Origin of the sequence: Bifidobacterium goeldii (genome assembly GCF_003951095.1) — a bacterium.
GTDB classification, from domain to species: domain Bacteria; phylum Actinomycetota; class Actinomycetes; order Actinomycetales; family Bifidobacteriaceae; genus Bifidobacterium; species Bifidobacterium goeldii.
Window position 1 is genome coordinate 55747 of sequence record NZ_QXGL01000004.1, and the last position, 25117, is coordinate 80863.

The window sequence follows — 25117 nt, forward strand, 5'->3', positions numbered from 1 at the left end:
AAGATCAGTAGTGAATGTACTGGAAGTTGCTCGCCTGAGCGGCAGTAAACGTGCGCGAACCAGGCTTACCGTTGAGTGCAGCACCACATTCAGAAATGGTGATTGAGCCGTCAGCGTTAATCGCCTCAACAATAGCGACATGGCCGTATACGGAGCTAGCACCCTCTTGGCCAGCGCGGAACACCATCACATCGCCAACGTGACGCGGCGTAGTATCCACCCAATAGCCGAGTGCGCGAGCGGAATCCGCCCAGTTCTGGCCATTGCCGAAGTAGGAGCCTACCGGCAAGCCCAGCTGATGCCTGCGCGTATACGCCCACCACGTGCACTGGCTAAACGCGTATGCCAAGCCAACATCACCGGTGTCATGGTTGGGGTTAAAACCTTCAGGCAGCAGGCCAGCATCCTCATCCATAAGAGTAGCTACCTGCGGGTTGTCTGCAGTAGAGCGCGACAGCTGGCTGACATCAATGGCGGAACCCTCGTCATTAAGCTGCCAAGTGCCCTCATCGCTCGTCTTGGTCTGGCTCGTCACCGTCGAATCCGTCAGCGGCGTACGATCTTCAGAACGAGAAACTGCCGTAGCGGTCACGCGCTGCAGCTGAGTAGTCGTAGTAGCCGGGTCGTCAGCAAGCACGCGAGTCGTTGAGGACTGCTGCGGGTTGGCAAACGCCAGCGCGGTCGCTGCCGTACCCACCAAGGCTGCGAGCGACGCAGAAGACATCATGGTTGCTCGGCGCTGTGCAGCGCGTGCGCTTTCGCGGATAGAACGGCGAGTCAGCGGCGCGACTTCGTTCAAACGCGCAGCAAGTGCGGGATCAATCGCCAATGCGGCAGCATCGCCATTAGCGAGCTGGACAGTACGAACTGCCCTAACAGTATGGGAGCCCCGGGATGACTTAAACAATGCTAGCGGGCTGATGCGCTCACCAGAGCCTTGAACAGCCTTATGCGCTGCATGCCTCATACATCCACTCCTTATATTCATCAACGTTCCATGTGACACATGACGTCACAACATCACGGCATCACATAACCGTCACAATGCGACACTCTACAACGACCATGTGTCATAACCAAGCTCCATAAACGCATACCGTACGCATTTCTACCTATTGTGTGGTAGCTCGGGGGCACGAAACAGCGGGGGTTTGAGCCGATTGCAAACGATACCGCACTTTTATTGTGCGCTCACACGAATTCCGGGCGTGTCGCGAGCGCTCTGCCCGTGGGGTCAACACCCCTTATCCCAGTAGCCGGGCGTCACGGAACGTGCATCGTAGTAACTGACTAGGCTGGTAGACATGACTAGTACTGTGAACATTCCTCAAGACCTACTGCCAGAAGATGGCCGATTCGGCTCTGGCCCTAGCAAAATCCGCGCCGATCAAGTAGCCGCTCTAGAGCGCGGTGGCACCAAGCTGCTTGGTACCTCACACCGTCAAACGCCAATTAAGCAGCTTGTTGCTTCTATTCGTGAAGGCTTAGGCGAGTTTTTCCGCCTGCCGGAAGGGTATGAGATTGCGCTCGGCAATGGCGGTGCAAGCGCTTTTTGGGATATGGCGTGCGCGTGCTTGATTAGCCGTCGCGCAGCGTTTGGTACGTATGGTTCCTTCAGCGCGAAGTTTGCTAAGTCGGCGCAGTCGGCACCATTTCTTGAAGACCCGGTGATTTACGAATCTGAGCCGGGCACGTGGCGTTTGCCTGAATTCACTGAGGATGTTGACGCGTACGCGTGGGCGCACAATGAGACATCTACTGGCGTCGCAGCCCCTGTGCAGCGCATTGCTGGCAGTCTTGAACAGGACGCGCTAGTACTCGTGGATGGTACGAGTGCTGCTGGCGCACTGCCTGTTGATGTTTCGCAGACCGACGCATACTATTTCTCCCCGCAGAAAGCGTTCGGCTCCGATGGTGGCCTGTGGATCGCAGTGTTGTCGCCGCGTGCGATTGAACGCGCGCAAGCCGTAGAGCACAGTGCCAAACTGGAGGGTGCTCGCCGCTGGGTGCCGCCGTTCCTGTCGCTGAGCGCTGCGCTTGACAACGCTCGCAAGGATCAAACGCTTAATACGCCGGCCGTTGCGACGCTGATCATGTTGGAAAATCAAGTACGTTGGCTTAATGACAACGGTGGCATGGATTGGGCGACCGCGCGCTGTGCAAAATCTGCTTCGCTGCTGTACTCGTGGGCAGAGCGTAGTGAATATGCGAAACCGTTCGTTGCCGATGTGAACGCACGCTCGCATGCTGTGGTCACTATTGATGTGAACGAGTCTGTAAGCGCGAAGCAAGTGATTGCTGTACTGCGTGACAACGGGATTGTTGATACCGCTGGATATCGCAAGCTCGGCCGCAATCAGCTGCGTATTGGCGTATTCCCGTCGGTAGAGCCTTCGGATGTGGCGGCGCTTACTCGCTGCATTGATTATGTAGTGGAGCATTTGTAGACGATATTTGGCTGGGGGGTAATTACTGTTGTGCCACGTTGATTGTGGTGACGCTCCCCCAGTCAGCCTAACGGCTGACAGCCATCGCAATTGTGGACTCGCTACGCGAGCGATGTACTGGCTCGCCTGTCGGCTTGCACAATGCCGTCAAGCAAACAACCCACAGGGTTGTTTGCTTGACGGCATTGTCCTATTCGAGGGGGCTAGGCTACTGCGTCTTCGATTGATGATGTGATCAGTATTGTGTAATGAGCGGCATACGCTAGAGTGTGGGGTATGAAATTTGCGGCGATTCTCAACCCGGAAGTGCGCAAGCCAGCCCCCAAGCCAGTGCGCGTTGACCTGCGCAAAACGTTCCTGATCGGTTCGGCACTGTGGTCAGTGGCGTTGATTGTGTGCATTGTGCTGGTAACGATTGGCATTGATGCACAGCGTTACCTGATCATGTGCGCAGCCGGGTTGATTATCGGCGTCATGATGCTCATCTGGGAGCATTTCGACCGTTGGGATTATCGCCGTCTCGGCAAATAACCACACTAATCTTGCGCTAGAGGCAGCGATAGCGTAAACGTGCTCCCCTGCTTCGGCGCACTCCACAACGTCACACTGCCATGGTGAGCGAGCGCCACATGCTTGACGATCGCAAGTCCAAGTCCAATACCATCGCTCGTACGCTCATTTTGATTACTGCCACGGTAGAAGCGTTCAAAAATGCGCGGTGCTTCAGCTTTCGCTATACCGCAGCCGCGGTCAATAACGCGAATAATCGCACGCTGACCATTCGACGATTTCGCAACCGCAACACCAATAGAACTACCCGGCGTTGAATAACCGATCGCATTGTCAATCAGTTTGCCCACAGCAGTACGAATCTGCTCCGCATCCCCGTGCACAGCCACCGTATCGTCGCCGCCAATGCGCAATGTCATACCAGCCTTGTGCGCAATCGGCTGCCACTGTTCGCCCGCCTGCTGGACTTGTTCCATAAGATTGATGCGATTTGCTGCACTTGGCGTCACCGGTTCTTGCGCGCGAATAAGCAGCAGCAAATCAGAAACCATATGCTCCAATTTCGTACAGTCGCGGCGTACTTGAGCGGCATCATGTACGATTCGCTCGCGAGAAATCTCCGACGATTCCATTGAATCCGCCAGTCGTTCCAATGCTTGCGTAGGCTGCAACAACTGTTCCGATACGTTAGTAATAAATGAGTCGCGAATGCGCGAAAAACGAATGGCATCACTCACATCATCAATAAGCACTACTGCCAGATGCTCGTTAATCGCACCAACCGTTACTTTGAGCCAATTGGGTCGAGTTAGCGCCTGCGCGTATGCAGCATCAGCATCAGCGCTCTCCCCCGCGCTTACCGTGTCTACCGCGAGCTCATCATGCTCGCCGTGTTCTATCAAAAAACCACGTTCATGCATGAATCGTTCTGGCGTATCAGTAGTTAAGTCAAAACTGCGGCGCCCACCGTCTTTGAGTACGGCATGCACTGCGTCGATAACGCGCGGTTCAATAATCAGCTCATCAGCCACAATACCCAGTGCGTATGCTTCCGGATTGGCGCGCACTACATCATCATGATCATCAACTACTACAGAGGCGAGCGAGAGCATCGACAGCAATGATTGTGCGGCATCGTCAAGATCATCAGTATCGTCGTCCTGCTGGAGGCGGCGCTTTGCTTTACGATGATTGCGAATGCGCGTCGATAATTCCGCTAGCCATGCGCTATTGCGTATCGCAGACGCTACTACTGGTCCAACACGGTCGTAGAAGAAAAAACCAACTGCCACCAGCAGAGCCAGTATCAGCGCTGCGAAGGCAACAAAAATCCACACCGAAGGTCCAAGGTCGGCTAGAGCGTCAAACATGCCCACCATTGTCCCACATCTACTCAGCTCATATTGCATAGCACACGCTATTTCATGCCTCGCGCGAAGCCCTACGTACCTCGCTGAGAGCGGCTCGAGCGCGCCTATAGCGCTGAACCGAACCTCCGTTAACCATGGCGACATGCCGACAACGTAAATACACGGTGAACAGAGCAATGAATTTTCAGACAACTTACAGCGTGCTACACGCCACACGCTGGTCAAACTACCAGCTCGCCGCATACACTGGATGGAGGTTTGTAAACCGAGAAAAGTCAGGAAGGTGCAATAATGCGCGTAATTTTCGACGAGGAGCTCAAGGCTGTCGCCGACGACCTCGACCGCATGGCGCAGGACGTGCGTAAAGCCATTAAGGGGGCGGGTGACGCCCTGCTGAATCAGGATATCGAAGCAGCTCAGACGGTGATCGACGGTGACATCGAGATCGATGCTCTCGAGTCCAGTGTGATCGACCAGTGCGTCAGGCTGCTGGCTAAGCAGAACCCGGTGGCTACGGATCTGCGCGTGGTGGTTTCTACGCTGCGTCTGGCTGCCACGTTTGAGCGTATGGGCGATCTTGCCAAGCACATTGCGGAGTCGGCTCGCCGCACGTATCCGGAGTCCCCGCTGCCAGCAGAAGCCAAGGAACTGTTTGGCGAAATGGTGGACTTCCTGAACAAGACTGCTGACCGCGTGGTTGCCATGCTGCAGGATCGTGACACGCACACTGCCGAGCAGATTATTATCGACGATGATGTGCTCGACAACCTGCATCACAAGACCTTCGAGCTGGCACTGTCGGACGGTTGGACTGGTACTCGTCAGCAGCTCATCGACGTAGTGTTGATCGGCCGCTTCTTGGAGCGTCTTGGCGATCATGCTGTGTCGGCAGCCCGCCGCGTGGTGTACATTGTCTCCGGCTTCGACCCTTCGAAGGAGCCGGCGCGCGACGAAAATGGCGCTGTTGAGTGACTGACATAGTGATCTATTGCATGTCAATCGCCGATGACTAGTCTCCAGCGTTTGACGTTGCAGGATACGTAAAAGGGCGGTATGTGGGTGAAAACCCATGTACCGCCCTTTTTCGGTGCTGGAGACACGTGAATTGTGGTGATCTCTCCCCCGCCCGACTTCGCCGGGAGCCCTCTGCACCGAGGGGCCGAGATGTCACCACATGCGTTTATGAAAATCCGCATACACAAACAAAAAGGGAGCCGCGAGGGCTCCCTTTTGAGGTTTTAGCACCGAACTGTTAGGTCAGATCACTTCTGGCCCTGAGCAGCAACGGCAGCAGCACCGGCGGCAGCAGCCTCCGGGTCGAGGTACTCACCGCGCGGCTTGATCGGCTTGAAGTCGTCGTCGAGCTCGTACAGCAGCGGGATAGCGGTCGGGATGTTGACCTTAGCGATCTCTTCCTCGCTCAGGTTGTCGAGCATCTTGACGATGGCACGCAGCGAGTTGCCGTGAGCAGCGATCAGCACCGTCTTGCCAGCGCGCAGCTCAGGCTCAATAGCGGACTCGAAGTACGGCTTCACGCGGTCCACAACGTTGGCCAGGCACTCAGCTTCCGGCACCGGGTCGCCAGCGTAGCGCGGATCATGGTTCTGCGCGTACTGATCATCCGGGTCGATTTCTGGCGGCGGGGTCGCGTAAGAACGACGCCACAGCATGAACTTCTCGTCACCGTACTCTTCGCGGATCTGAGTCTTGTTCTTGCCCTGCAGAGCGCCATAGTGACGCTCGTTGAGACGCCAGCTGCGCTCGACCGGGATCCACAGGCGATCTGCAGCATCCAGCGCGATGTTGGCGGTGTTGATGGCGCGACGCAGCAGGGAGGTGAACACGATGTCCGGGAGGACGTTCTTCTCCTTGAGCAGCTCGCCGCCACGCTTGGCTTCGGCTTCACCCTGCTCGGTCAGCGGGACGTCGACCCAGCCGGTGAACTGATTGGTTTTGTTCCATGCGCTCTGTCCATGACGGAGCAGTACTAGTTTGTAAGTCATACGGCCCAGTCTACCGCCCGATACGCCCAGACACGAGTAATGTTCTGAAAACCGGTCACAACAGACCGGTGAACCATATCTGAACGCTGCTCGCACACGAACAGATAACGAACAGAATCGCAAAGAGCAGCGTCTGGCGCCCCGCATCCGAAAGGGCCGCGCGGAAATCACCGCCGTTGGCATTACGAATCATGCGCATCGGCATGATGACGCTGATCAGTACCATGATCGTGCCCCATACGGGCCACATCGCGGTCATGAGCAGCGCGGCGATCACCAATGCCACCGTTGCGCACGCGATCAACGCAAATCGCGCCCCGCGCTCTCCCAATCGCACTGCCAGCGTACGCTTGCCGTGCGCCGCGTCCTCGTCGATATCGCGCAGATTGTTGACCATGAGCAGCAGCATCGCGTTCAGGCCGCAGCAGACGGCTGCAAGAATGCCAGTGATGTCAAGCGTGCCGGCGAGCGCGTATTGGGTGCCGAGTGTTGCCGCAAGACCAAAAAATACGAACACGCCAAGTTCGCCAAATCCCGCATATCCGTAAGGGTGACGGCCGCCGGTGTAGAACCATCCGGCGATCAAACTCGCAGCTCCAACTGCAAACAACCACCAGCTGTGTGAAATGACAATCGCCGCTATGCCAGCAATGCATGCGAGCGCGGCAGCAGTGCCAGCGGCGGCAAGTACGCGTTTGGGCGGCACTAATCCGGAGGCTGTAAGACGTTGGGGTTTACCGGATTGTGATTCATCGGCAGCGCGATGATCGTCAGTGCCACGAATGCCATCGGAGTAATCGTTGGCGAAGTTGACGGCAATTTGCAGGAACAATGCCACTGCAGCGCACAGAACAGCAACTGTCCAGAAGCGGGCAAGTAACGTCTGTTGCAGTGCGTGCCGTGTGACGCATTCGGCTGGCACCGGGTAGATAGCAATGCAGGTGCCGAGCATGTCAATCTGACGAAAAGCGCACGCCGCGCCAACAATCACCGGTGCGATTGATGCCGGCAGCGTACGCGGGCGTGTACCAGCGACCCACAGGCGCCATACCTTCCAGTTCATGCGCAGCCCCTTTCCCCTTGCCTTCGTCACGCTACATAACGGGCATTGTAGTGCGCATACCACGGCTATACATATACAGCGCGAGGGGCTCAGCATGGCGTGAACCATGCCGAGCCCCTCGCTAGGTTGAACTGTAGGATTACTTCAATCCTGCTACTTTAATCCCGCTACTTCAATCCCATCCAAGCAGTGCCTTCTTGACGCCAGCCAGCAGCACCAACCTGGTCGTACTCATACTTGCTGGTCGTGTACACGTGCTCGCCAGAATTCGGGTTGTACAAACGGTACACGGTCACCGTAGCAGTCGTATCCGTATACCACGCGATACCCTCGTCACGCCAACCACGCTGGATCAGATCATCGTGCTCGTTCTTATCCGTCGTCCAGTTGTGGTTACCGTCATTCGGATTGTATTCACGGTACACCGGCTGAAGGTTCGTGTTCTTATCGTCCTTAGCGGCCGCCTTGAACGACGTACCCTCATCACGCCAACCACGGTGAACAAGATCATCACGCTCGAACGCACTCGTCGTGTAGTGGTGCAAACCGGAATTGTAGTTGTACAAACGATACACCGGTACCGCACCCGCCGTAGGCGTAGACGGCTGCGACGGCTGGCTAGGCTGCGACGGCTCAGACGGGCCGCTCGGGTCAGTCGGACCGGTCGTATCCTTCGCCTTGACGGTGACCGTACGGGTTGCGGTGGCTGTGTTGCCAGCCTTGTCGCTTACCGTGTAGGTCAGCGTGGCGGTGCCGGGCTTCGATGTATCGACAGTGCCTTCGACCTTGATGCTCTTGGTCAGGTCGCCATCGGTATCATCGCTTGCAGTTACGCCAGACAGCGGGTCGAACGTAGCACCCTGTTCGATAGTCACGTCGGAGATGCCCTTGAATACTGGCTTGGTCGTATCCGTGGGGGTCGTGGTTTCAGCCGGAGTGACGGTCAGATCATTCCACATCATGCCACCCGGATAGGTGACCACGAGGTAGTAGTCGCCGACAGGCATGTCTTTCGGCACCGTCACCGTGATTGTGCCGTCATCCGATACGGTCGTCTTGTTCGTCAGCGTAATACGCGATGTAGTGTCCGCAGCAGCAAGAACACGAGCACGCGTACGAGACGCGGACGTGCGCGCCTGCTGAGACTGAGTCTTCTTCTGCGCATACGCGCCGACCGACTCGCCAGCATGCTCCTTGCCGACGGACGCTATCATTTTGTCGCCTTGGCGAATCGTTGCGGACGGTGTCATCTGAGGATTCTTCGTATTCTGCGTGAACTCATTATCCGTAGTAGGCACCACGTTGATCACGCGAGACCAGCGCGTACGATGGCCGATCTTGTCGGATACCACGTAGTTCACCTCATACAAGCCAGCCTTTGACGTATCCACCGTGCCGTCAATGGTCATGCTCTTGGTCAGATCACCGTCGGTCTCATCGCTTGCAGTTACGCCAGCCTTGGGATCAAACGAGGCGTTCAAGTCAACTGATGTGTCGTCGGCACCTGAAATCACCGGCGCTTTCACATCGGTCACGGTGAACGAATCCCACATGATCTTGGACGGATCAGACATTGGAATCACCATAATACGGTTTTCGCCGACTTGGTAGACACTATCACCGTAACCACCAGCATTGGTCACTATGCCATCTTTATCGGCAGAATGAGTCTGTGACTCTCGGTACTCATACTGACCTGGATGGAGGAAATCGCGGGAAGCAAACGGATATACCGCCACTTGTGTGTTGGCATATGCCACTCCCAGGTTCAAGACGAAGGAGTAGTAAACATAACCACTGCCACTCTTCTGCGCCTTGACTTCTTTGATCAAACCCTTTACGTGGTTGTCTTCAGTCAACTTATCTGCTGACACAGTCGGCATAATCACACGAATGTTTTTACGAGCGGTAGCAACATACCCTTGATCGTCAACCACACGATACTCAACCGTATACCGGCCCAGCTTGGATGTATCCACATTGTTACTGGATACTGTGATTCGCGAAGAAATATCGTTGCCCTGTGCATCTATAGCGGTAAGTCCATCTGGTCTTGGATCATACTGAGATCCAAGCTGGATAATCTCTGTACTGTTACCAGACAGTGACGGCCCTCTAGTTCCAAACTTTGGAGATTGAGGAACATTCACTTTTGTATCCGCCGGCTTATGCAAAGCGATAATCGCGATATTAGAATTAGAGTCGGTACCAATTTGTAGCGATGTGACCGACTTATCAGCAAATGCCTTCGTAAGGAACTTGTCAAAGGCCTGCTCATTGCCCGCCGCTTTACTCGCCAGCGTGAACGTTTCCATACCTGACTTGGAATAACGCACCGGAATCAGAGGAAAATTTGTAAACGATTGGCACGACTCCATGCATGCTCGCACATACAAATCACCGCTAAAGAACCAACTACTATCAACGTCAGGTTCAAACTGAGAAATAGCTGCATACGCACGCAATTTCAACGATTTGACTTCATCGACGCTGTTAGCTGTATAGTCTTGCGTCACCGGGAACGATGACAAACTGTCCATCCATTGCGCATACAACTTGCCACCTGCAGGGAATTTCACTGCACCATCTGCAGTCTTTGGCATGCCTACAGTCGAATAACCTGCAGTCGTATCGTTGCGGACGAAGTCATACCAGTCGCCAGTTCCGTCAGCTTTCGAATTCCATCCGAAGAAGTACCGGCTTGTGTTATTCACTTTTCCACCATTAGGCGTGAACGTATTCTCGTCCGTTTTCTTCAGCTCCGGAGTCCAATCATCTCCGTTACGAGTGCCCTTGATCACCGGGTGCGCGTCCTTGCCTTCTGGCGTATGACCGCCCCAGTTCCAATCGAGCTGCACGTCGCCGTTCGACTCGTCAGCTGCATATGCGGGTGAAGCGACCAGCGCGCCCGTCAGCAGCATTGCCAACGCGCACAACAGGCCGATTATCTTCCCCACAATTCCTGTATTTGTATGACGATAATGCACTCTCATGAGTGCCTCCCTAGTCCCAGACTATCCTTCTCCAGCACGTCCGTCACAAGCCCGTGCTTACGAGATACGCTAGTGAGAGGCGAGGACGCTATACGCTTACTCTCAAGCGCGATTCAACGTATTGAGGCTCCCCTCATAACAACCTAGTTTTTAGCTCAATTGCACCTCAGTAAGGGGGTATATAGCGAAGGCCTCGGAACCATACATGATTCCGAGGCCTTTACCCTCTGTTCTCCGTTAATTCAACGTGAGTTCACGCCCGTCTCGCGTGTCTTGGCACCTTAATTCAACGCAAGTGGCTTAACGAGCGGGAACGTGATCGTCTCGCGAATCGTTGCACCAGTCAGTGCGATGAGCAGACGATCAATACCCATGCCCATGCCACCTGCCGGCGGCATGCCAACACCCAGTGCCTCAAGGAAGTCCTCATCAATATCGCAGGCTTCCTCGTCGCCAGCCATCGCGTCCTTCGCCTGCGCGACGAAACGCTCGCGCTGCACAACCGGATCGTTCAGCTCGGAGTAGCCGGTGGCCAGCTCAAAGCCGCGCACATACAGATCCCACTTCTCGACCACGCCCGGCTTGTTGCGGTGGCCCTTGACCAGAGGGCTGGTCTCAACCGGGAAGTCGCGCACGAAGGTCGGCTCGTACAGCTTGTCCTCGTAGAAGTGCTCCCACAGGTGCTCGACGAGCTTGCCATGGTTCTCCACGTCGTCGCGCTCCACGCCGAGCTTGTCAGCAATGGCACCCAAATGCTCCACGGACGTACCCGGATTATCCGGACCGCCGTTCGGCACAATCTCCTCGCCAAGCGCCTCGGACAGCGAATCGTACATGCTGATCTGCTTCCACTCGCCGCCGAAGTCATACTCCGTGCCGTCGAGCAGCGTGACCTTGTGCGAGCCATACACATCCATCGCAGTCTTCTGCACGAGCTCCTTCACAAGCGCGCCGATCGTGTCGTACGTGCCATACGCCTGGTACGCCTCGACCATCGTGAACTCCGGCGCGTGCGTCGCATCCACGCCCTCGTTGCGGAAGTCGCGGTTGATCTCGAACACGCGGTCGATGCCACCAACCAGGCAGCGCTTCAAGAACAGTTCCGGCGCGATACGCAGGTAGAGGTCCAGGTCAAACGCGTTCATATGCGTGGTGAACGGGCGAGCCGCAGCACCACCATGCACAGTCTGCAACATCGGAGTCTCAACCTCGATGAAGTCATGGTCATCGAAGGTGCGGCGCAAGGAAGCCACAGCCTTAGAACGATTGCGCACCATGTTGCGAATCTTCTCATCCGCGATCATGCCGATGTACGGCTTGCGGGTGCGGGTGTCCTCGTTGAGGTCCTTGTGCAGGGCCGGCAACGGCTGCAGCGCCTTGGAAGCAATCGCCCATTCAGTCGCAAACACAGACAGTTCGCCAGTCTTCGAGGAAATCACACGGCCACGCAAGTACAGGTGGTCACCAAGATCAACCAGCTGCTTGAACTGCTTAATAGAGTCAGCGCCAATCTCCTTCTTAGAAATCATGCCCTGAATCTTCGTGCCATCGCCAGCAGACAGCTGCACAAAGCACAAGCCGCCAGCATTACGCAGGAACAGCACGCGGCCAGCAATACCAACCACATCCTCAGTCTCCTGGCCAGGCTCAAGCTTGCCATCATACTTCGCGCGCACCGCTTCAATCGTGTCAGTCACATCCAAGTGCACCGGGTACGGCTGCATGCCATCCTTGAGCATCATCGCGCGCTTAGCAACACGCATCTGCACCTGCTCAGGGTGTGCCAGCGGGCCAAATTCCTTATTGCTCGGGTCCACTGCCTCATCCAGCGTGGCACCATCGTTAATACGCGCGCGAATAGCTGCATCCTGCTTAAGCAGCATTTCCGCACGCTCGACAGTAGTCATAGCGGGGGCAGTAGTCTCAGGGGTCTCTTCTTCGTTCTGCGAATCGATATTCTCTTGCGTCTGACTCATAAACCAACAGTGTAACGAGGTGCCGATACACGCGCGATACACGCCGAAGAAAGCGCAGAATTCCGCCAATCCCCTCAAGCCGCGCCACGCCGGTTTTGCATGCTGAAAAAATCGTTGTAATATAGCCCCTGTTGCCAAAACGGGCTGTAGCGCAGCTTGGTAGCGCGCTTCGTTCGGGACGAAGAGGCCGCGGGTTCAAATCCCGCCAGCCCGACTTGCATCAAAAGGGATCATCGGTTTCGATGGTTCCTTTTTTCATATGCGCATGCGACAGTCTGGTTAGTCGCATAACACCAGTCTCATATCTCATAAAGGGAACCAACCATGAAGAAGAGCCTGCTGGCATTAGCCTCCGGTGCATTCATTCTCGGCGCCGCCGAATTCGTAATGATGGGCATTCTGCCACAGACCGCCGCCGCCATGCACGTTGATATTCCAACAGCCGGCCACTTCATCTCCACGTACGCAATTGGCGTATGCATCGGCACACTCATCCTCGTATTCGGCCGGCGCATCCCACCAAAACGCCTCATTATCCTCTTCATGATCATCGCCTGCGCCGGCAACGCACTATCCGCACTATCAGTTAACGCACCAATGCTGCTCGCCGCGCGATTCCTCTCCGGCGTGCCACACGGCGCCTTCTTCGGCACCGCAACACTGATCGCCAAAACCGTAGCCGACAAAGGCAAAGAAGCACAATCCGTCTCCATGATGGTCACCGGCCAAACCGTTGCCAACATGCTCGGCGTACCCGCCGGCACACTCATGTCAGAATTCATGTCATGGCGACTCGCATTCGCCACGCTCAGCGTATGGGCAGCAATGACCGTCGTCCTCACCATCGCATGGATTCCAACAATCGCGCCAATCAAAGACGTTGGTCTAGCCGGACAATTCCGCTTCCTCACCCGCCCCGGCCCCTGGTGCATTCTCGGCGCAGTCTTCACCGGCAATGCTGGCGTATTCTGCTGGTGGAGTTACGTCTCCCCCTGGCTGCAAAAAGTCGGCGGCTACACAACCAGCGCCGTACCATTCTTGATGATGCTCGCCGGCCTCGGCATGGTTGTTGGCGGCATTATCGGCGGGCGCATCACCGACAATTGGCGTCACGCTGGCACTGCCGCACTCGGCCAAACAATCTCCGGCATCGGCCTGCTCATGGTCTTCCTAGTACCAGGCTCATACGTAAGCTGCGCGATTTTTACTTTCTGGATCGCATTCGGCTTATTCTTCATCTCCGCACCACAACAGCTGCTCATGACCGAATCTGGACGCGGCGGCGGCGAACTCCTCGCAGGCGCAGCCGTGCAGGTAGCGTTTAACTTCGGCAACGCAGTTGGGTCGGTAATCGGCGGCATGATGCTCAACGTTTCCGGCATGAATTACCACTTCACTGCATTGGGTGGCATACCATTGGCGATTATTGCGGTGACACTACTGGCGGTGTACTCGCTGCGACACGAGACGAATACTGAGGCGATTCACCGTATGCGCGAGATTCAGGTTAGCTAGTCAAGCTGCTTGCAGCTGCACGCGCGTTCTGGGCGGAGCTGGCAGCTGGGATACATGTTCGACACACTCAAGGCCGTTCGGCCAAGCCTACGGTCTCACATGTATCCCAGCTGCCAGCTCCGCTGCGTTGTTAGGTGTTAATGAGCGATATGCATTTTTACGTTTCGGCCTGAGCTAGGTAGAAATGGATGGAACTGGGCGGAATAGCGGCTGGGGATGCGTACCGCGACCGTAGGCTTGGCCGAACGGCCTTGAGTGTGTCGCGGTATGCATCCCCAGCCGCTATTCCGCTGCGTTGTTAGGCGCTGATAACAATGTGTGCTGAGAGCTAATTCACAGTGGGGGTTTCGCGGTGCTGGGCGTGGTGCTCATAGACTGGTGGAGGAACCTGTTCGAGGAGGTGCATGGTGGTTGATGAGAATGCGTTGTTGCAACAGTTTGCGGCACAGTTTGCGCATGGGCCCGGGGATTTAGACGATACGAACGTTGGCGACGATGATGCCGTGACGTTTAATGTCGATGATTTTCTGAAAGGGTTGGATGATATTTTCGACCGTCATGCGGCAGCCAAGGAAGCTGGACCATATCTTGAGCAGGCAATGATCGATGCAGAAAACGCTGGCGATGATGCCGGCTTACTCACCGTACTCAATGAGACGATGGGCTTTTACCGTTCGCAAGGCAGGCATACAGAAAATCAGTGGATTGTGCAGCGCGCAATCGAACTTGCGGCTCGCATGGGGCTGACTCGCGGAGCGTCTGAAGCGTGGGCAACCACACTCATCAACTGCGCTACCGCAATGCGCGCAGCACACCAGTACGATCAAGCCGAAGATCTCTACCGTCAAGCACAAGATGCGTGCGCACGCGTCTTCTCCCCCACCGATCGCCGACTTGCCGCACTGCACAATAATTTGTCCATGGTCTACAGCGAGACGAATCGGCCACAGCAAGCGCAAGCGGAGCTGCGTGAAGCACTGCGCATTGTTGAAGCATCGAGCGTGAATCCGGATGCGGATATTGATGTTGCTAGCTCGCATACGAATCTAGCGCTGGCATTGCTTGCGGATAACAAACTTGATGAAGCGCATGAGCATGCTGCGCGCGCGTTAGACATCTACCGAACTGGCCATTTGGAGCATTCTGCACATTTTGCGTCCGCGCTCGCTGGTTTTGCGCAAGTATGCTTTGCTGAACAACGCTATGCGGATGCGGTCGATGGCTATCAGCGCGCGCTGGCAGTTATCGAGGAATGCTACGGCAAGAACACTGATTATTGGCGGATTACTGCGGATAATTTGCAACAGGCTGAAGCAGCATTGCACGCAGCAGGCGATACTGTGAGCACTGCGAGCAAAGCCGAAAGCGACGCAAATCAATCGAAGAGCAACATCGGCAGTGATACTGATGCCAATACCGGTGCGAACGTTGCCAGCAGTGCAAACGTTACTGGCAGTGCAAACGTTACTGACAATGCGAACGCTGTCAGCACCGATACACCTACCGCTGCGACTGCAGCGACCGCAGCGCCTGCGATTCGTTCTGGATTGCAGCTTGCTCGCGCTTATTGGCAAGCGTATGGCAAGCCAATGATTGCCGAACGATACCCTGAATATCAGGGGCGTATTGCAGCTGGCCTCGTTGGTCATGGTTCGGAATGCTATGGCTTTGATGATGAGATTTCACGCGATCATGATTTTGGCCCGCGCTTCTGCCTGTGGCTCACCGATGAGGATTATGCAGTAATCGGCGAGCGCCTACAAGCCGATTATGAGGCGTTGCCTTCCACGTTTATGGGTTTCGGCCCGCGTACGTCAACACCGCGCGCGCAGGGTGCTAACCGACGTGATGGCGTATTTGCAATCGGTGATTTTTTTGAGTCGATCACCGGTTACCGTCAAGCCCCTGACGGTAACGCACCGCATGAATGGCTGGCGCTCGATGAGGCAACGCTCGCTGCGGCCACCAATGGTGAAGTGTTCGCTGACCCACTGGGCGCATTTCTTGCTGAACGGCAAGGGTTTAAAACCATGCCTGATGATGTGCGACTTGCTTTGATTTCTCAGCGTATTGGCATGATGGCGCAAGCTGGGCAATACAATGTGCCGCGCATGTTGAAGCGTGGCGATGGTGCGGCAGCGTGGCTGTCTATTCATGAGTTTGTTCAAGCGACCGCTTCACTGGTATTCCTGATCAATAATCCAGTAACCGTTGGCTATCTGCCGTACTACAAATGGCAGTTTGCTGCGCTGCGGCGCCTATCAGGTCGTATTTCTACGCGTCTAGCGGGCGTTTGCGAACAGTTGGAGACACTCCTGCGATTGAGTTCTGCAACTTGCTACGGCGGCGCTGGTTTTGGCGAAGGCGGTAAGGGTGCAGCTCCAGCCGTCGCACAAGTGTCGAGCACGATTGACGATATTTGCAGTGCAGTCGTCGACGAATTGCAACGCGAAGGGCTGACGCGCAGTAGCGAAACCTTCCTTGAATGGCAGCGGCCATATGTGGAAGAGCATATTCACAGCACTGAAGCGTGCTTGCACAGTTTGTAGATCATAAGTCTTGAAGAGAAAGAACCACTATGACCACTACGCTGATCGAACGTATTGTGCAACGCGAATGGGATCAGTTCCAGCGCACAAATAATGAGGGTGGGCGTGCTGCCTGCCAAGGCAATTGGCCAGTGTTTCAGCAAATGCGTTCCAGCCAGTTTTTAACTTGGCCAGAACCATTGTTGACTAGTTATTTAGCTGATTTGACCGAGGCGGATCGTATCGGCCGCAATCTCATCACGGAGAAATACGGTCGTATGATGGCCTCCACGGCGCCGGCGGAATTCCATGCGAATATCGAACCGTATATTCCGCAGTTGTCCAAGGAACGCATTGCCCAGCAGGAGCGGATTATCAGCCAGCAAGTGGCGTGGGCAGCGGATTTTCGCGAACGATACCCGAAGCTCGGGCAGGCTATGCGCGTACTGACTACCAGTGAGGATACGCCTGCGGCCACGTCATTTGAAACATATTTGCGCGGTGAGCTTGGTACGTATTCTCAGGCCACGCTTGACCTCTACACGCAGTTCGTAGAGCAGCTGGCGGCGCAAGGGCATAATCTCACGGAAGAGACGATTGCCAACACCGTGCGGCTTGGCGGATTCGCCGATCTTGCGGAAGCTGAGGCCGCGCAATAAATCGCAATACATACAGTTGTGTGCATATCCGGTTTACTCAGACGCCAGAAAACCGTCTGAGTAAACCGGATATGCACACAACAAGAAAAATCAAGCCTGATCGGTGGTCGATTTGTTACTGCGACTGTTGCTGATTACTTTGATAATCGACCAGATAATGGCCACGAGAATCAGTAGTCCACCAATACTCGCACAGCCGATAGCAAACAGCACGCGCGGATCGTCGCTAATCCAAGACAGCAAGGTAAGCGGCAGCGTCACTCCATAAAGCCCAATAATCAGACCAATCAGGCCGATAATCAGCATGAACACGCCCAGTACAATCGTGCCGCTGCTCAAGCCGGTTTTCTGGATTACCGGCGGCTCGAATTGCATTGATGGCACCTGCACGTATGGTCCGGGCGCCGATTGCGGCTGCGCGGTGCTATACAACGGTACTGATTGCGCGCCGGGAGTTGATGCTGATGCTGGCGTATCAGCTGGTGTATCAGCTGGCTCACCGTCAGTGTCAGCAGTCAACGACGGCTCAGATTCGGGTGTTTCGAGGGTCACATCATCGAATGCGCCAAAATCAATCGTCGCTGAATCAGCATCGTCAATTTCGGTATCGGCAGTATTATCATCGCCAGTTTCGGTAGCCACATGTGGCATTGTTACCGTCTGCGCATCGCTATCACCATCATCACCAGCAGACTGCGGCAGTACCGTGGTGGTGTCAGCCGCATCAGTATTCGTCTCCATTGCAGGCAACACCGCAGTATCACCCTCGGCGGCATGAACCTGTGGCATTGCAACCGTGTCATCCTGCGCATCCGCCTGCGTGGTCTGCGTAGTCGGCATAGTCTGTGTGGGCTGTGTATCTGCCAGCGGCAATGCTTCAGTGCGCTCGAAATCAGCAAGTGTTACGTCCTGCTCATTCGAGTCCACAGGCTCTACCGCGCTTGTATCCTTATGTTCGTTCATGATTACTCCATCGTGCAAAAAGTGAACAGTATGACTCACATGCGTGCAATCAGTAGATAGCAGCGGGCTCACGGTATGAGCTGCTGAGTTGGGCAGGCACCACGATCTGGAGTCTGGTAACGTACAGCAACCTTGCCTTGAATGGCATACGGAACATTAATAATCAGTTCAGGGCCATCGGCTGGCATTGTGTTGTAACTATCCCGAATCCAATCAGCAGAACCATTACTGCAAAAATCACTGTCAGTATCCGCCGAAAAATCACTGTCTGGCATATCAAAATCCCAGCCAATAACCGTGTTTCTCAGTCCATCAACCATCGCATACCGGCTGCCAATAGCGTTAATGCCACCAGACCACGCGTTGCGATTATGCCCATCACTAAACCCAAACGTGCATCCTTCAGGCAGCGTGATGATCACGCGCGCTTTATAGGTCGAGATAGTCACCTCGCCGGTTGGGCAGGATGAATTCATGGTCGTGCCATCATTGAGCGATACGGAATGCGGTTCGCTCCACAGATCATCGGTCATGTTGATGTGCACTAGCGACTGGTCGTAGTCTTTGCCATCGAATTTCACGCCACGATTACGCAGTACATTGCGCTGATCTTCAGTAGCCCCGTACGACGTGGAGCCGGAAACCGCCCACCACACGCCATCAGTTTGCCACGCATCCCGAGTCACCACCGTGTACGTTACGTTGGTACCCAGCACGCACACCGCGAGTATAGCGGTAAGCCACACGAGCGGATGCAAGCCACCAGCGCGCCGGCCTTTCACGCCAAGTATCACCAGTGTGATGCCCAACACCACGCATACGCCGACAATCCAGAATGTAGACACGCGAATGATTGTTTCAATCGAAAGATCAGGCATCGTCAACACGGCAATCGCCGCAGAGACGAGCATCAGCCCAAACATAATGCTCGTAAGCACAAAACCAGCCGGCTTGCGACGCGCAACCCTCACTGTGCCACGCGGTTTCGGGGCACGATATGGCGAAGTCATCGATGGGGTCGTTGGCGGAGTCGTTGGCACCGCAGCGCTCAACGGCGTCTCCCCTACTGGCATAGCGTCAGCGTTCGCGACCGGAATTGGCCCGGCAGCACTCGCCGTATCAGACTGCGGTTGCGTGGGCGTCGGCTGACTGTTATATGGGTACGCGGTCGACGATGGCGCTGCGGCTTGCGCAGGAGCTGCACTAGGCTGAGTCTGCTGAGGCTGCTGAGGCTGCTGAGGCACTGCGCCGTACGGCTGAGCGCCGGGTGCTGGCTGACTACCATACGGCATGCCGCTCGGCTGGCCCGACTGACCCGACTGACCCGACTGACCTGGCTGACCCGACTGGCCCGACTGACCTGGCTGCCACTGCAGACCGGGCTGACCAGGCCACCCCGGCTGGCCCGGCTTCGGCCCGTGATAGCCGAATCCGTACCCATGCAACTGCCGGTTCGCGCTTTGTACCAGCGCCCACAACACCAACGCTGCGGCTAATATCACCGCAAATCCAACACCAGGAATAGCCAGCGTCATCACCAGCACGATAATCGCGCCCAGCATATTCCAATCCCAGCGTCCGGCGATCAGCTCTTCAGCAAGAATGCGACCATCGCGCGCGTCCGGCAGCAGCACCCACGCAATCGCATACAACGCCAAGCCGAACCCGCCCAACACTGCACTGCCCAATACCAGGGCACGCACTAACGTGGGGCTCCACCCCAGTCGCGCAGCCAAGCCGCTACATACACCGCCAATCCAACGGTCGTCGCCGCGCATCATGCCACTGCGGCGAATCCACGCAAAAAACGACGCGCCAAATCGCTTCGGCGGCTTCTGACCGCCTTGACCGCCTTGCCAGCCGCCCTGCCAGTTTCCAGGATTGCCAGCAGGGTACGAGCCATTGCCTGCACCATAGTCGTTGTAATTACTCATACTTCTATTACAGCAACCCCGAACTGCCATTCTTATCGGGGAACACCCTGATTATTCCCCGAAACCCCTCGCAAAAGTTCCCGTCAGGATGCTGTACGCAGCACAATGGGATTATGAGCCAATCCGCAACCGAATATCCAACGGGCTTCCCCATGCCCCCGGGCAGCCCGGTCGGCCCAAACTCGGCGTATGCGAGCGCCCCACCCGAGGCCCCAACGCCGCTGCTACCGTCTAAGCTGCCGCTCATGCGCCCACCGAAAGGCCGCATGTTTGTAGGCGTATGCCGTGGTATTGCCTTGCATCTCGGCGCGCCAACGTGGCTGATACGGTTGGTGTTCGTTGCGGCCGCTTTGGCTGGCGGCGCGGGCATCGTCGCCTACGTGTTTTTGTGGATGTTCGTGCCAGTTGGCGACCCTGTTGAGGCTGCTCGCGCGCGGGAACGCTCGGCTGCACAATCGCCCCTTGCACGCCACAATGCTGGTGTTGGCGAGAGCGATGATCGTGCTGATGGCAATAGCAACGCTTTTACCAGCGAACGTGAGAGCGCAGCCGCTGAAGGCACTGTCGAAGGCTTGTTCGCAGCACTCAGGCGCGCGCCAAAACCGTCACTGGTAGCGCTTGCTGGCATCATTATGCTGGCATTGGCTGTATTGCTAGCAGTTACCAACGGCCAAGAACTGTTCATACCACTAGTAACGATGCTGGCGGGGCTCGTGCTGGCATGGTCTCGTTTTGACGCGCCGAGCGGCAAACTGCCCACGATGCTGGGTGGAGTCGGATTGCTGTTTGTTGGCTATGTGATTTTCGTGCTCAATAGCACATTCCCTGGCTGGGGTGCGTCTCCTCGCCGCATTATTTTCGGCGGCGGCTTGCTGCTGGTAGCCGTACTGCTGGCTATTGTGCCGTGGGTGAGCGCGCTAGTGCGCTCACTCAGTATTGAACGAGCCCTCAAAGAACGTGAGGAAGAGCGTGCTGATATGACTGCGCACTTGCATGATGGCGTGTTGCAAACGCTCGCGCTTATTCAGTTGCATAGTGATGATCCGCAGACGGTGTTTTCGCTTGCACGCCAGCAGGAGCGTGAACTGCGCGAATGGCTGTATCAGGAGCGCACTACGTCTGACCGTTCGGTGAGCGCTGGTATTAAAGATATTGCAGCGCGCGTGGAAGATGAGCATGGTAAGCCGATTGAAGTCGTCACTGTTGGCGACGCGCGGCCGAGTGCGCAAACTGACGCGCTGCTTGACGCTACAGGCCAAGCGTTGATCAATGCGGTCACGCATGGCGGCGAGCCCATCTCCGTGTATTGCGAGGCTAGTGACACGCAAGTGGAAGTGTTCGTGCGCGATCACGGCGAAGGATTCGATGTCGAACATATTCCAGAAGGTCGGCTTGGTATTCGCGAGTCGATTATCGGGCGTATTCGCCGGCGCGGCGGCACGGTAGAAATCGTGTCACGGCCGGGCTGGGGTACTGAAGTGCGCATGCATATGCCGATTGCGACTCCGCCGGGATCATCAGCGTACCCAGCTGCAAACGGTTACGATGACAGTGGAGAAGAAGGAAAGCGATGACTATGCACACCAGCGGAGCACACACAAACACCGCACACACAAACACCGCACACACAAACACCGCACACACAAACACCGCACACACAAACGCCGCACACCCAAACGCCGCACACCCAAACGGAACTGCTGAACCACCAGCGAGCGCGGCAGCACAACACACGCCGATTCGCGTGGCTGTTGTTGATGATCATGAAATGTTCCGCGCCGGCGTAATTGCCACACTGCAACCGTATTTCAACATCGTCGGCCAGGCTGCTGACGTAGAGGGTTCGGTGGCGATGATCGCCGATACTCAACCGGATGTAGTGCTGTTAGACGTGCACGTGCCGGGCGGTGAAGGCGGTGGCGGCGCGGAAATCCTCGCGAAATCGCAGCCGCTCTCCCCCTCTTCGGCGTTTCTGGCGCTCTCCGTGTCGGATTCTCCGCAGGATGTTGGCTCGGTTATTCGCGTTGGCGCGCGCGGGTATGTGACGAAAACCATTACCGGCGATGATCTGATTTCTTCGATTAAACAAGTGCACGAGGGGTATGCGGTATTCTCGCCGAAGCTGGCTGGTTTTGTACTATCCGCATTCCAAGGCGCGCCGCTTGATGCGGCAAACCGTGCAGCGAATGGCTCGCCAGCGCATGATGAGGAGCTTGATCGACTGTCCACGCGCGAACAGGAGGTTATGCGACTGATTGCGCGCGGTTACACGTACAAAGAGGTTGCTGCAGAGCTGTTTATTTCTATCAAAACGGTGGAAACGCACATGTCGAGCGTGCTGCGCAAATTGCAGTTGTCGAATCGTACAGAGTTGACGCGCTGGGCTGCTGACCGTCGTATCGTGTAGATCACTATGCTGTCGGTGGACGCGCACCGTTCCACGTAGGGCGCCTTTCTTACACTAGTAACGAATATTGGTCCTATTGGAAGGAAACAGCATGACCGCTGAAGCAAACGTTGGTGTTGTCGGCCTGGCCGCCATGGGTGCTAGCCTCGCTCGCAACCTTGCCCGCCACGGCAACAAGGTAGCAGTGTTCAACCGTCATTATTCGCGTACTGAGAAGCTCATTGCCGAGCACGGTGACGAAGGTCAGTTCTTCCCCGCTAAGACGATGGCTGAGTTTGTGGATTCGCTGAAGAAGCCGCGTACGGCGATCATCATGGTGAAGGCTGGCGAGCCGACTGATGACATGATCAACCAGCTGGCTGATCTGATGGAGCCGGGCGATATTATCGTCGACGCTGGCAACGCACACTTCCCGGATACGATTCGCCGCGAGAAGGCGATTGCTGCGCGTGGCATGCACTTTGTGGGCTGCGGTGTTTCCGGCGGTGAGGAAGGCGCACTGCTTGGACCTTCGATGATGCCTGGTGGCACTGAGGAGTCTTGGAAGACGCTGAAGCCGATTTTCGAGTCGATCGCAGCGAAGGCTGAAGGCGAGCCGTGCGTGACGCATATTGGCGAGAATGGCGCTGGCCACTTCGTCAAGATGGTGCACAACGGTATTGAGTACTCTGACATGCAGCTCATCTCCGAAAGCTACGATCTGATGCGCCGCGCGCTGGGCATGACGCCGGCTGAGATTGGCGACGTGTTCGAAGAGTGGAATAAGACTGAGCTGGAATCGTACCTGATTGAGATCACTGCTGAGGTGCTGCACCAGGTTGATAAGAAGACTGGCAAGCCGCTGGTGGATGTGATTGTTGACCACGCTGGCATGAAGGGCACTGGTACGTGGACTGTGCAGTCTGCACTGGATCTGGCGGTGCCGGTGACTGGTATTGCTGAGGCTGTGTTTGCTCGTGGCCTGTCTGGCCAGACTGAGCTGCGTGCTGAAGCGCAAAAGCAGGACTTCGAAGGCCCCTCCGGCGTGGTGCCGATGGCTGAAGAGGATAAGATCGCGTTCATTAACGATATTCGCGAGGCACTGTACGCTTCCAAGATTGTCGCGTACGCGCAGGGCTTCAATGAGATTACTGAAGCTGCGAAGGTGTACGACTGGAAGATTGATCTGGCTGCGGTGGCACGCATTTGGCGTGGCGGCTGCATTATTCGCGCGAAGTTCCTGAACCGTATTTCTGAAGCGTTCGAGTCCGGCGAGGCGAATGTGTCGCTGCTGTTCGCACCGTACTTCAAGGATGCGATTGAGACTGCTGAGCGCTCGTGGCGTCGCGTGGTTTCTCGCGCAATCTCCTTCGGTATTCCGGTGCCGGTGTTCGCCTCCTCGCTGGAGTACTTCGATGGTCTGCGCTCCCCGCGTCTGCCCGCCGCCCTGATCCAAGGCCAACGCGACTACTTCGGCGCCCACACCTACCAGCGCGTAGACATGCCTGGCGCGTTCCATACGTTATGGGCTGAAGACGGTCGTCCGGAGATCGAAGCGTAGCGGAGATCGTAGGACGAGAGCGCAGTCCGGTGGACTGCGCTCAGTCTTCGGCCGAGCGGCGACAGCCGCGAGGAAACATTGAGTCTCGCCGCAGGCGAGTCCATAATTGCAGATCGAGGATGGTCGCCCGGAGATTGAAGCCTGATCCTTAAGCATAAAAGAGCCGCAGTAAACGGAAAGAATCCTGATTCTCAAAATCCGTTTACTGCGGCTCTTTGTATATGCATCCGCACTGTCAAAATACTGAATAGTGTAATTGTGGTGACGCTCCCCCAGTCAGCTTCGCTGACAGCCCCCTCAGCCGAGGGGGCCAAGGGGCATCAAAATCCTTACTCCAGTTTGCTGGCGGCGTCTTTGTCGACGGCCCAGAGGAGTTCTTCACCGTCGGCGAAGGAGCTGGGAGCTTGCGGGTTGCACGGTTTCGCGAATGCTTGAGCGACTGCGTCGGCTTTGCGCGTACCGGAGGCGAATACCCATGTGTGACGCGAGCGAGCGATCATCGGCACGGTAAGCGTCACGCGCAGTGGCGGCGGCTTCGGCGAGTCGCGTACGCCAGCGGTCAGTACATGCGGATCGTCGATCAATACTTCAGCGCGCCCTGGGAACAGTGACGCAAAGTGCGCGTCGGGCCCAACGCCGAACATGGCAATATCCAATACCGGCTCGTCACCCAACTGGTCGATGAGCTCCTGCTGGTAGCGTGCGGCAGCGTCTGCGAGCACAGCATCGTTTTCTTCCGGCGTTGCGGCAGCGATTGTTTCAGCACTGCGCGTGTCCGCTGGCATTTCGTGAATATTCGCTTCCGGCAGGATTCCTGATGCTACGAGCTTGTTGAGCAATGCTTCACGCGCTTGTACCGCGTTACGATCAGGATCGTCAGCGGCAACAAATCGCTCGTCACCCCACCAGATGTGCAGTCGCGAGCAGTCGATAACGCCGGACAGTGGGTCACTGCCGATTGCAGCTAGCACACGGTTGCCGTCAGTGCCACCAGTGAGCGCAATATCAACGCGTTCATGGCCTTCGTCGAGTAGTTTTTTGATGGTGGTCAGTGTGCGCACAGCTACGGCTTGCGCGAGCGTCTCCGGGCTTGGATACGTGACCATCTTTCGTTGAGCCATAAAGCCCCCTTATATATTCGAACAACCAATACGATACGCTGCAGGCTGTCCAGCCCACGCTCCGCCTATTGCTGCAGTGCCTGAGACG

18 protein-coding genes and 1 tRNA gene are annotated in these 25117 nt (G+C 56.2%); 10 read left to right on the forward strand and 9 right to left on the reverse strand.

Features of this window, described 5'->3' with window-relative positions; all coding sequences use genetic code 11:
* Window positions 1-4 precede the first annotated feature (4 nt).
* Window positions 5-967, reverse strand: a complete 963-nt coding sequence (locus D2E25_RS06890) for a CHAP domain-containing protein (protein ID WP_125981197.1) — start codon at window positions 965-967, stop codon at window positions 5-7.
* Between the two features lie 337 nt (window positions 968-1304).
* Between D2E25_RS06890 and serC the strand changes: the two genes are divergently transcribed.
* Both serC and D2E25_RS06900 read left to right on the forward strand, forming a co-directional pair.
* Window positions 1305-2447 (forward strand): phosphoserine transaminase, encoded by a 1143-nt coding sequence (serC, locus tag D2E25_RS06895; RefSeq protein WP_125981199.1) that lies wholly within the window; start codon window positions 1305-1307, stop codon window positions 2445-2447.
* Between the two features lie 276 nt (window positions 2448-2723).
* On the forward strand, window positions 2724-2978 hold the full coding sequence (locus D2E25_RS06900; RefSeq protein WP_125981201.1) for a hypothetical protein: 255 nt from the start codon (window positions 2724-2726) through the stop codon (window positions 2976-2978).
* A 5-nt stretch (window positions 2979-2983) separates the two neighbouring features.
* Here D2E25_RS06900 and D2E25_RS06905 read toward each other — a convergent pair whose 3' ends face one another.
* Window positions 2984-4327, reverse strand: coding sequence for a sensor histidine kinase (locus D2E25_RS06905; protein ID WP_125981203.1), 1344 nt, complete (start codon window positions 4325-4327; stop codon window positions 2984-2986).
* Window positions 4328-4618: 291 nt separating this feature from the next.
* On the opposite strand from D2E25_RS06905, the gene phoU reads away from it, so the two are divergent.
* Window positions 4619-5299, forward strand: coding sequence for a phosphate signaling complex protein PhoU (gene phoU / locus D2E25_RS06910; protein WP_125981206.1), 681 nt, complete (start codon window positions 4619-4621; stop codon window positions 5297-5299).
* A gap of 290 nt (window positions 5300-5589) precedes the next feature.
* On the opposite strand, the gene D2E25_RS06915 is transcribed toward phoU, so the two are convergent.
* The 4 genes from D2E25_RS06915 to lysS all read right to left on the reverse strand — a co-directional run bounded on the left by D2E25_RS06915 (window position 5590) and on the right by lysS (window position 12362).
* Window positions 5590-6330 (reverse strand): phosphoglyceromutase, encoded by a 741-nt coding sequence (locus D2E25_RS06915; RefSeq protein WP_125981208.1) that lies wholly within the window; start codon window positions 6328-6330, stop codon window positions 5590-5592.
* A gap of 55 nt (window positions 6331-6385) precedes the next feature.
* Window positions 6386-7393 (reverse strand): 1,4-dihydroxy-2-naphthoate octaprenyltransferase, encoded by a 1008-nt coding sequence (gene menA / locus D2E25_RS06920; protein WP_125981211.1) that lies wholly within the window; start codon window positions 7391-7393, stop codon window positions 6386-6388.
* A 167-nt stretch (window positions 7394-7560) separates the two neighbouring features.
* Complete coding sequence (locus D2E25_RS10835) at window positions 7561-10350, reverse strand: immunoglobulin-like domain-containing protein (RefSeq protein ID WP_164514760.1); 2790 nt, start codon at window positions 10348-10350, stop codon at window positions 7561-7563.
* Window positions 10351-10667: 317 nt separating this feature from the next.
* Window positions 10668-12362: a lysine--tRNA ligase gene (gene lysS, locus D2E25_RS06930; RefSeq protein ID WP_125981215.1), complete on the reverse strand. Its 1695-nt coding sequence runs from the start codon at window positions 12360-12362 to the stop codon at window positions 10668-10670.
* Window positions 12363-12502: 140 nt separating this feature from the next.
* On the opposite strand from lysS, the gene D2E25_RS06935 reads away from it, so the two are divergent.
* From D2E25_RS06935 to D2E25_RS06950, 4 genes are all read left to right on the forward strand, one after another.
* Window positions 12503-12576 (forward strand) — tRNA-Pro (locus D2E25_RS06935).
* Between the two features lie 110 nt (window positions 12577-12686).
* Entirely contained in the window at window positions 12687-13877 is a 1191-nt protein-coding gene (locus tag D2E25_RS06940) for an MFS transporter (RefSeq protein ID WP_125981217.1), read from the forward strand.
* A 404-nt stretch (window positions 13878-14281) separates the two neighbouring features.
* Window positions 14282-16426, forward strand: coding sequence for a DUF4037 domain-containing protein (locus tag D2E25_RS06945; RefSeq protein ID WP_125981220.1), 2145 nt, complete (start codon window positions 14282-14284; stop codon window positions 16424-16426).
* Window positions 16427-16455: 29 nt separating this feature from the next.
* The gene (locus D2E25_RS06950; protein ID WP_125981222.1) at window positions 16456-17064 is read left to right on the forward strand and encodes a DUF4125 family protein; all 609 of its coding nucleotides are present in this window, start codon (window positions 16456-16458) and stop codon (window positions 17062-17064) included.
* A gap of 90 nt (window positions 17065-17154) precedes the next feature.
* Here the strand turns inward: D2E25_RS06950 and D2E25_RS06955 are convergent, their stop codons facing one another.
* Together D2E25_RS06955 and D2E25_RS06960 are read right to left on the reverse strand one after the other, a co-directional pair.
* Window positions 17155-18027, reverse strand: a complete 873-nt coding sequence (locus tag D2E25_RS06955; RefSeq protein ID WP_125981225.1) for a hypothetical protein — start codon at window positions 18025-18027, stop codon at window positions 17155-17157.
* Between the two features lie 68 nt (window positions 18028-18095).
* Window positions 18096-19961, reverse strand: coding sequence for a PspC domain-containing protein (locus tag D2E25_RS06960; protein WP_164514761.1), 1866 nt, complete (start codon window positions 19959-19961; stop codon window positions 18096-18098).
* A gap of 152 nt (window positions 19962-20113) precedes the next feature.
* Between D2E25_RS06960 and D2E25_RS06965 the strand changes: the two genes are divergently transcribed.
* From D2E25_RS06965 to gndA, 3 genes are all read left to right on the forward strand, one after another.
* A complete protein-coding gene (locus tag D2E25_RS06965; protein WP_420897337.1) occupies window positions 20114-21535 on the forward strand; it encodes a PspC domain-containing protein in 1422 nt (473 codons plus the stop codon).
* A gap of 164 nt (window positions 21536-21699) precedes the next feature.
* Complete coding sequence (locus D2E25_RS06970) at window positions 21700-22368, forward strand: LuxR C-terminal-related transcriptional regulator (protein WP_125981507.1); 669 nt, start codon at window positions 21700-21702, stop codon at window positions 22366-22368.
* A 91-nt stretch (window positions 22369-22459) separates the two neighbouring features.
* Entirely contained in the window at window positions 22460-23908 is a 1449-nt protein-coding gene (gene gndA, locus D2E25_RS06975; protein WP_125981229.1) for an NADP-dependent phosphogluconate dehydrogenase, read from the forward strand.
* Window positions 23909-24237: 329 nt separating this feature from the next.
* Here gndA and pgl read toward each other — a convergent pair whose 3' ends face one another.
* Complete coding sequence (gene pgl, locus D2E25_RS06980) at window positions 24238-25029, reverse strand: 6-phosphogluconolactonase (protein WP_125981231.1); 792 nt, start codon at window positions 25027-25029, stop codon at window positions 24238-24240.
* Window positions 25030-25117 lie beyond the last annotated feature (88 nt).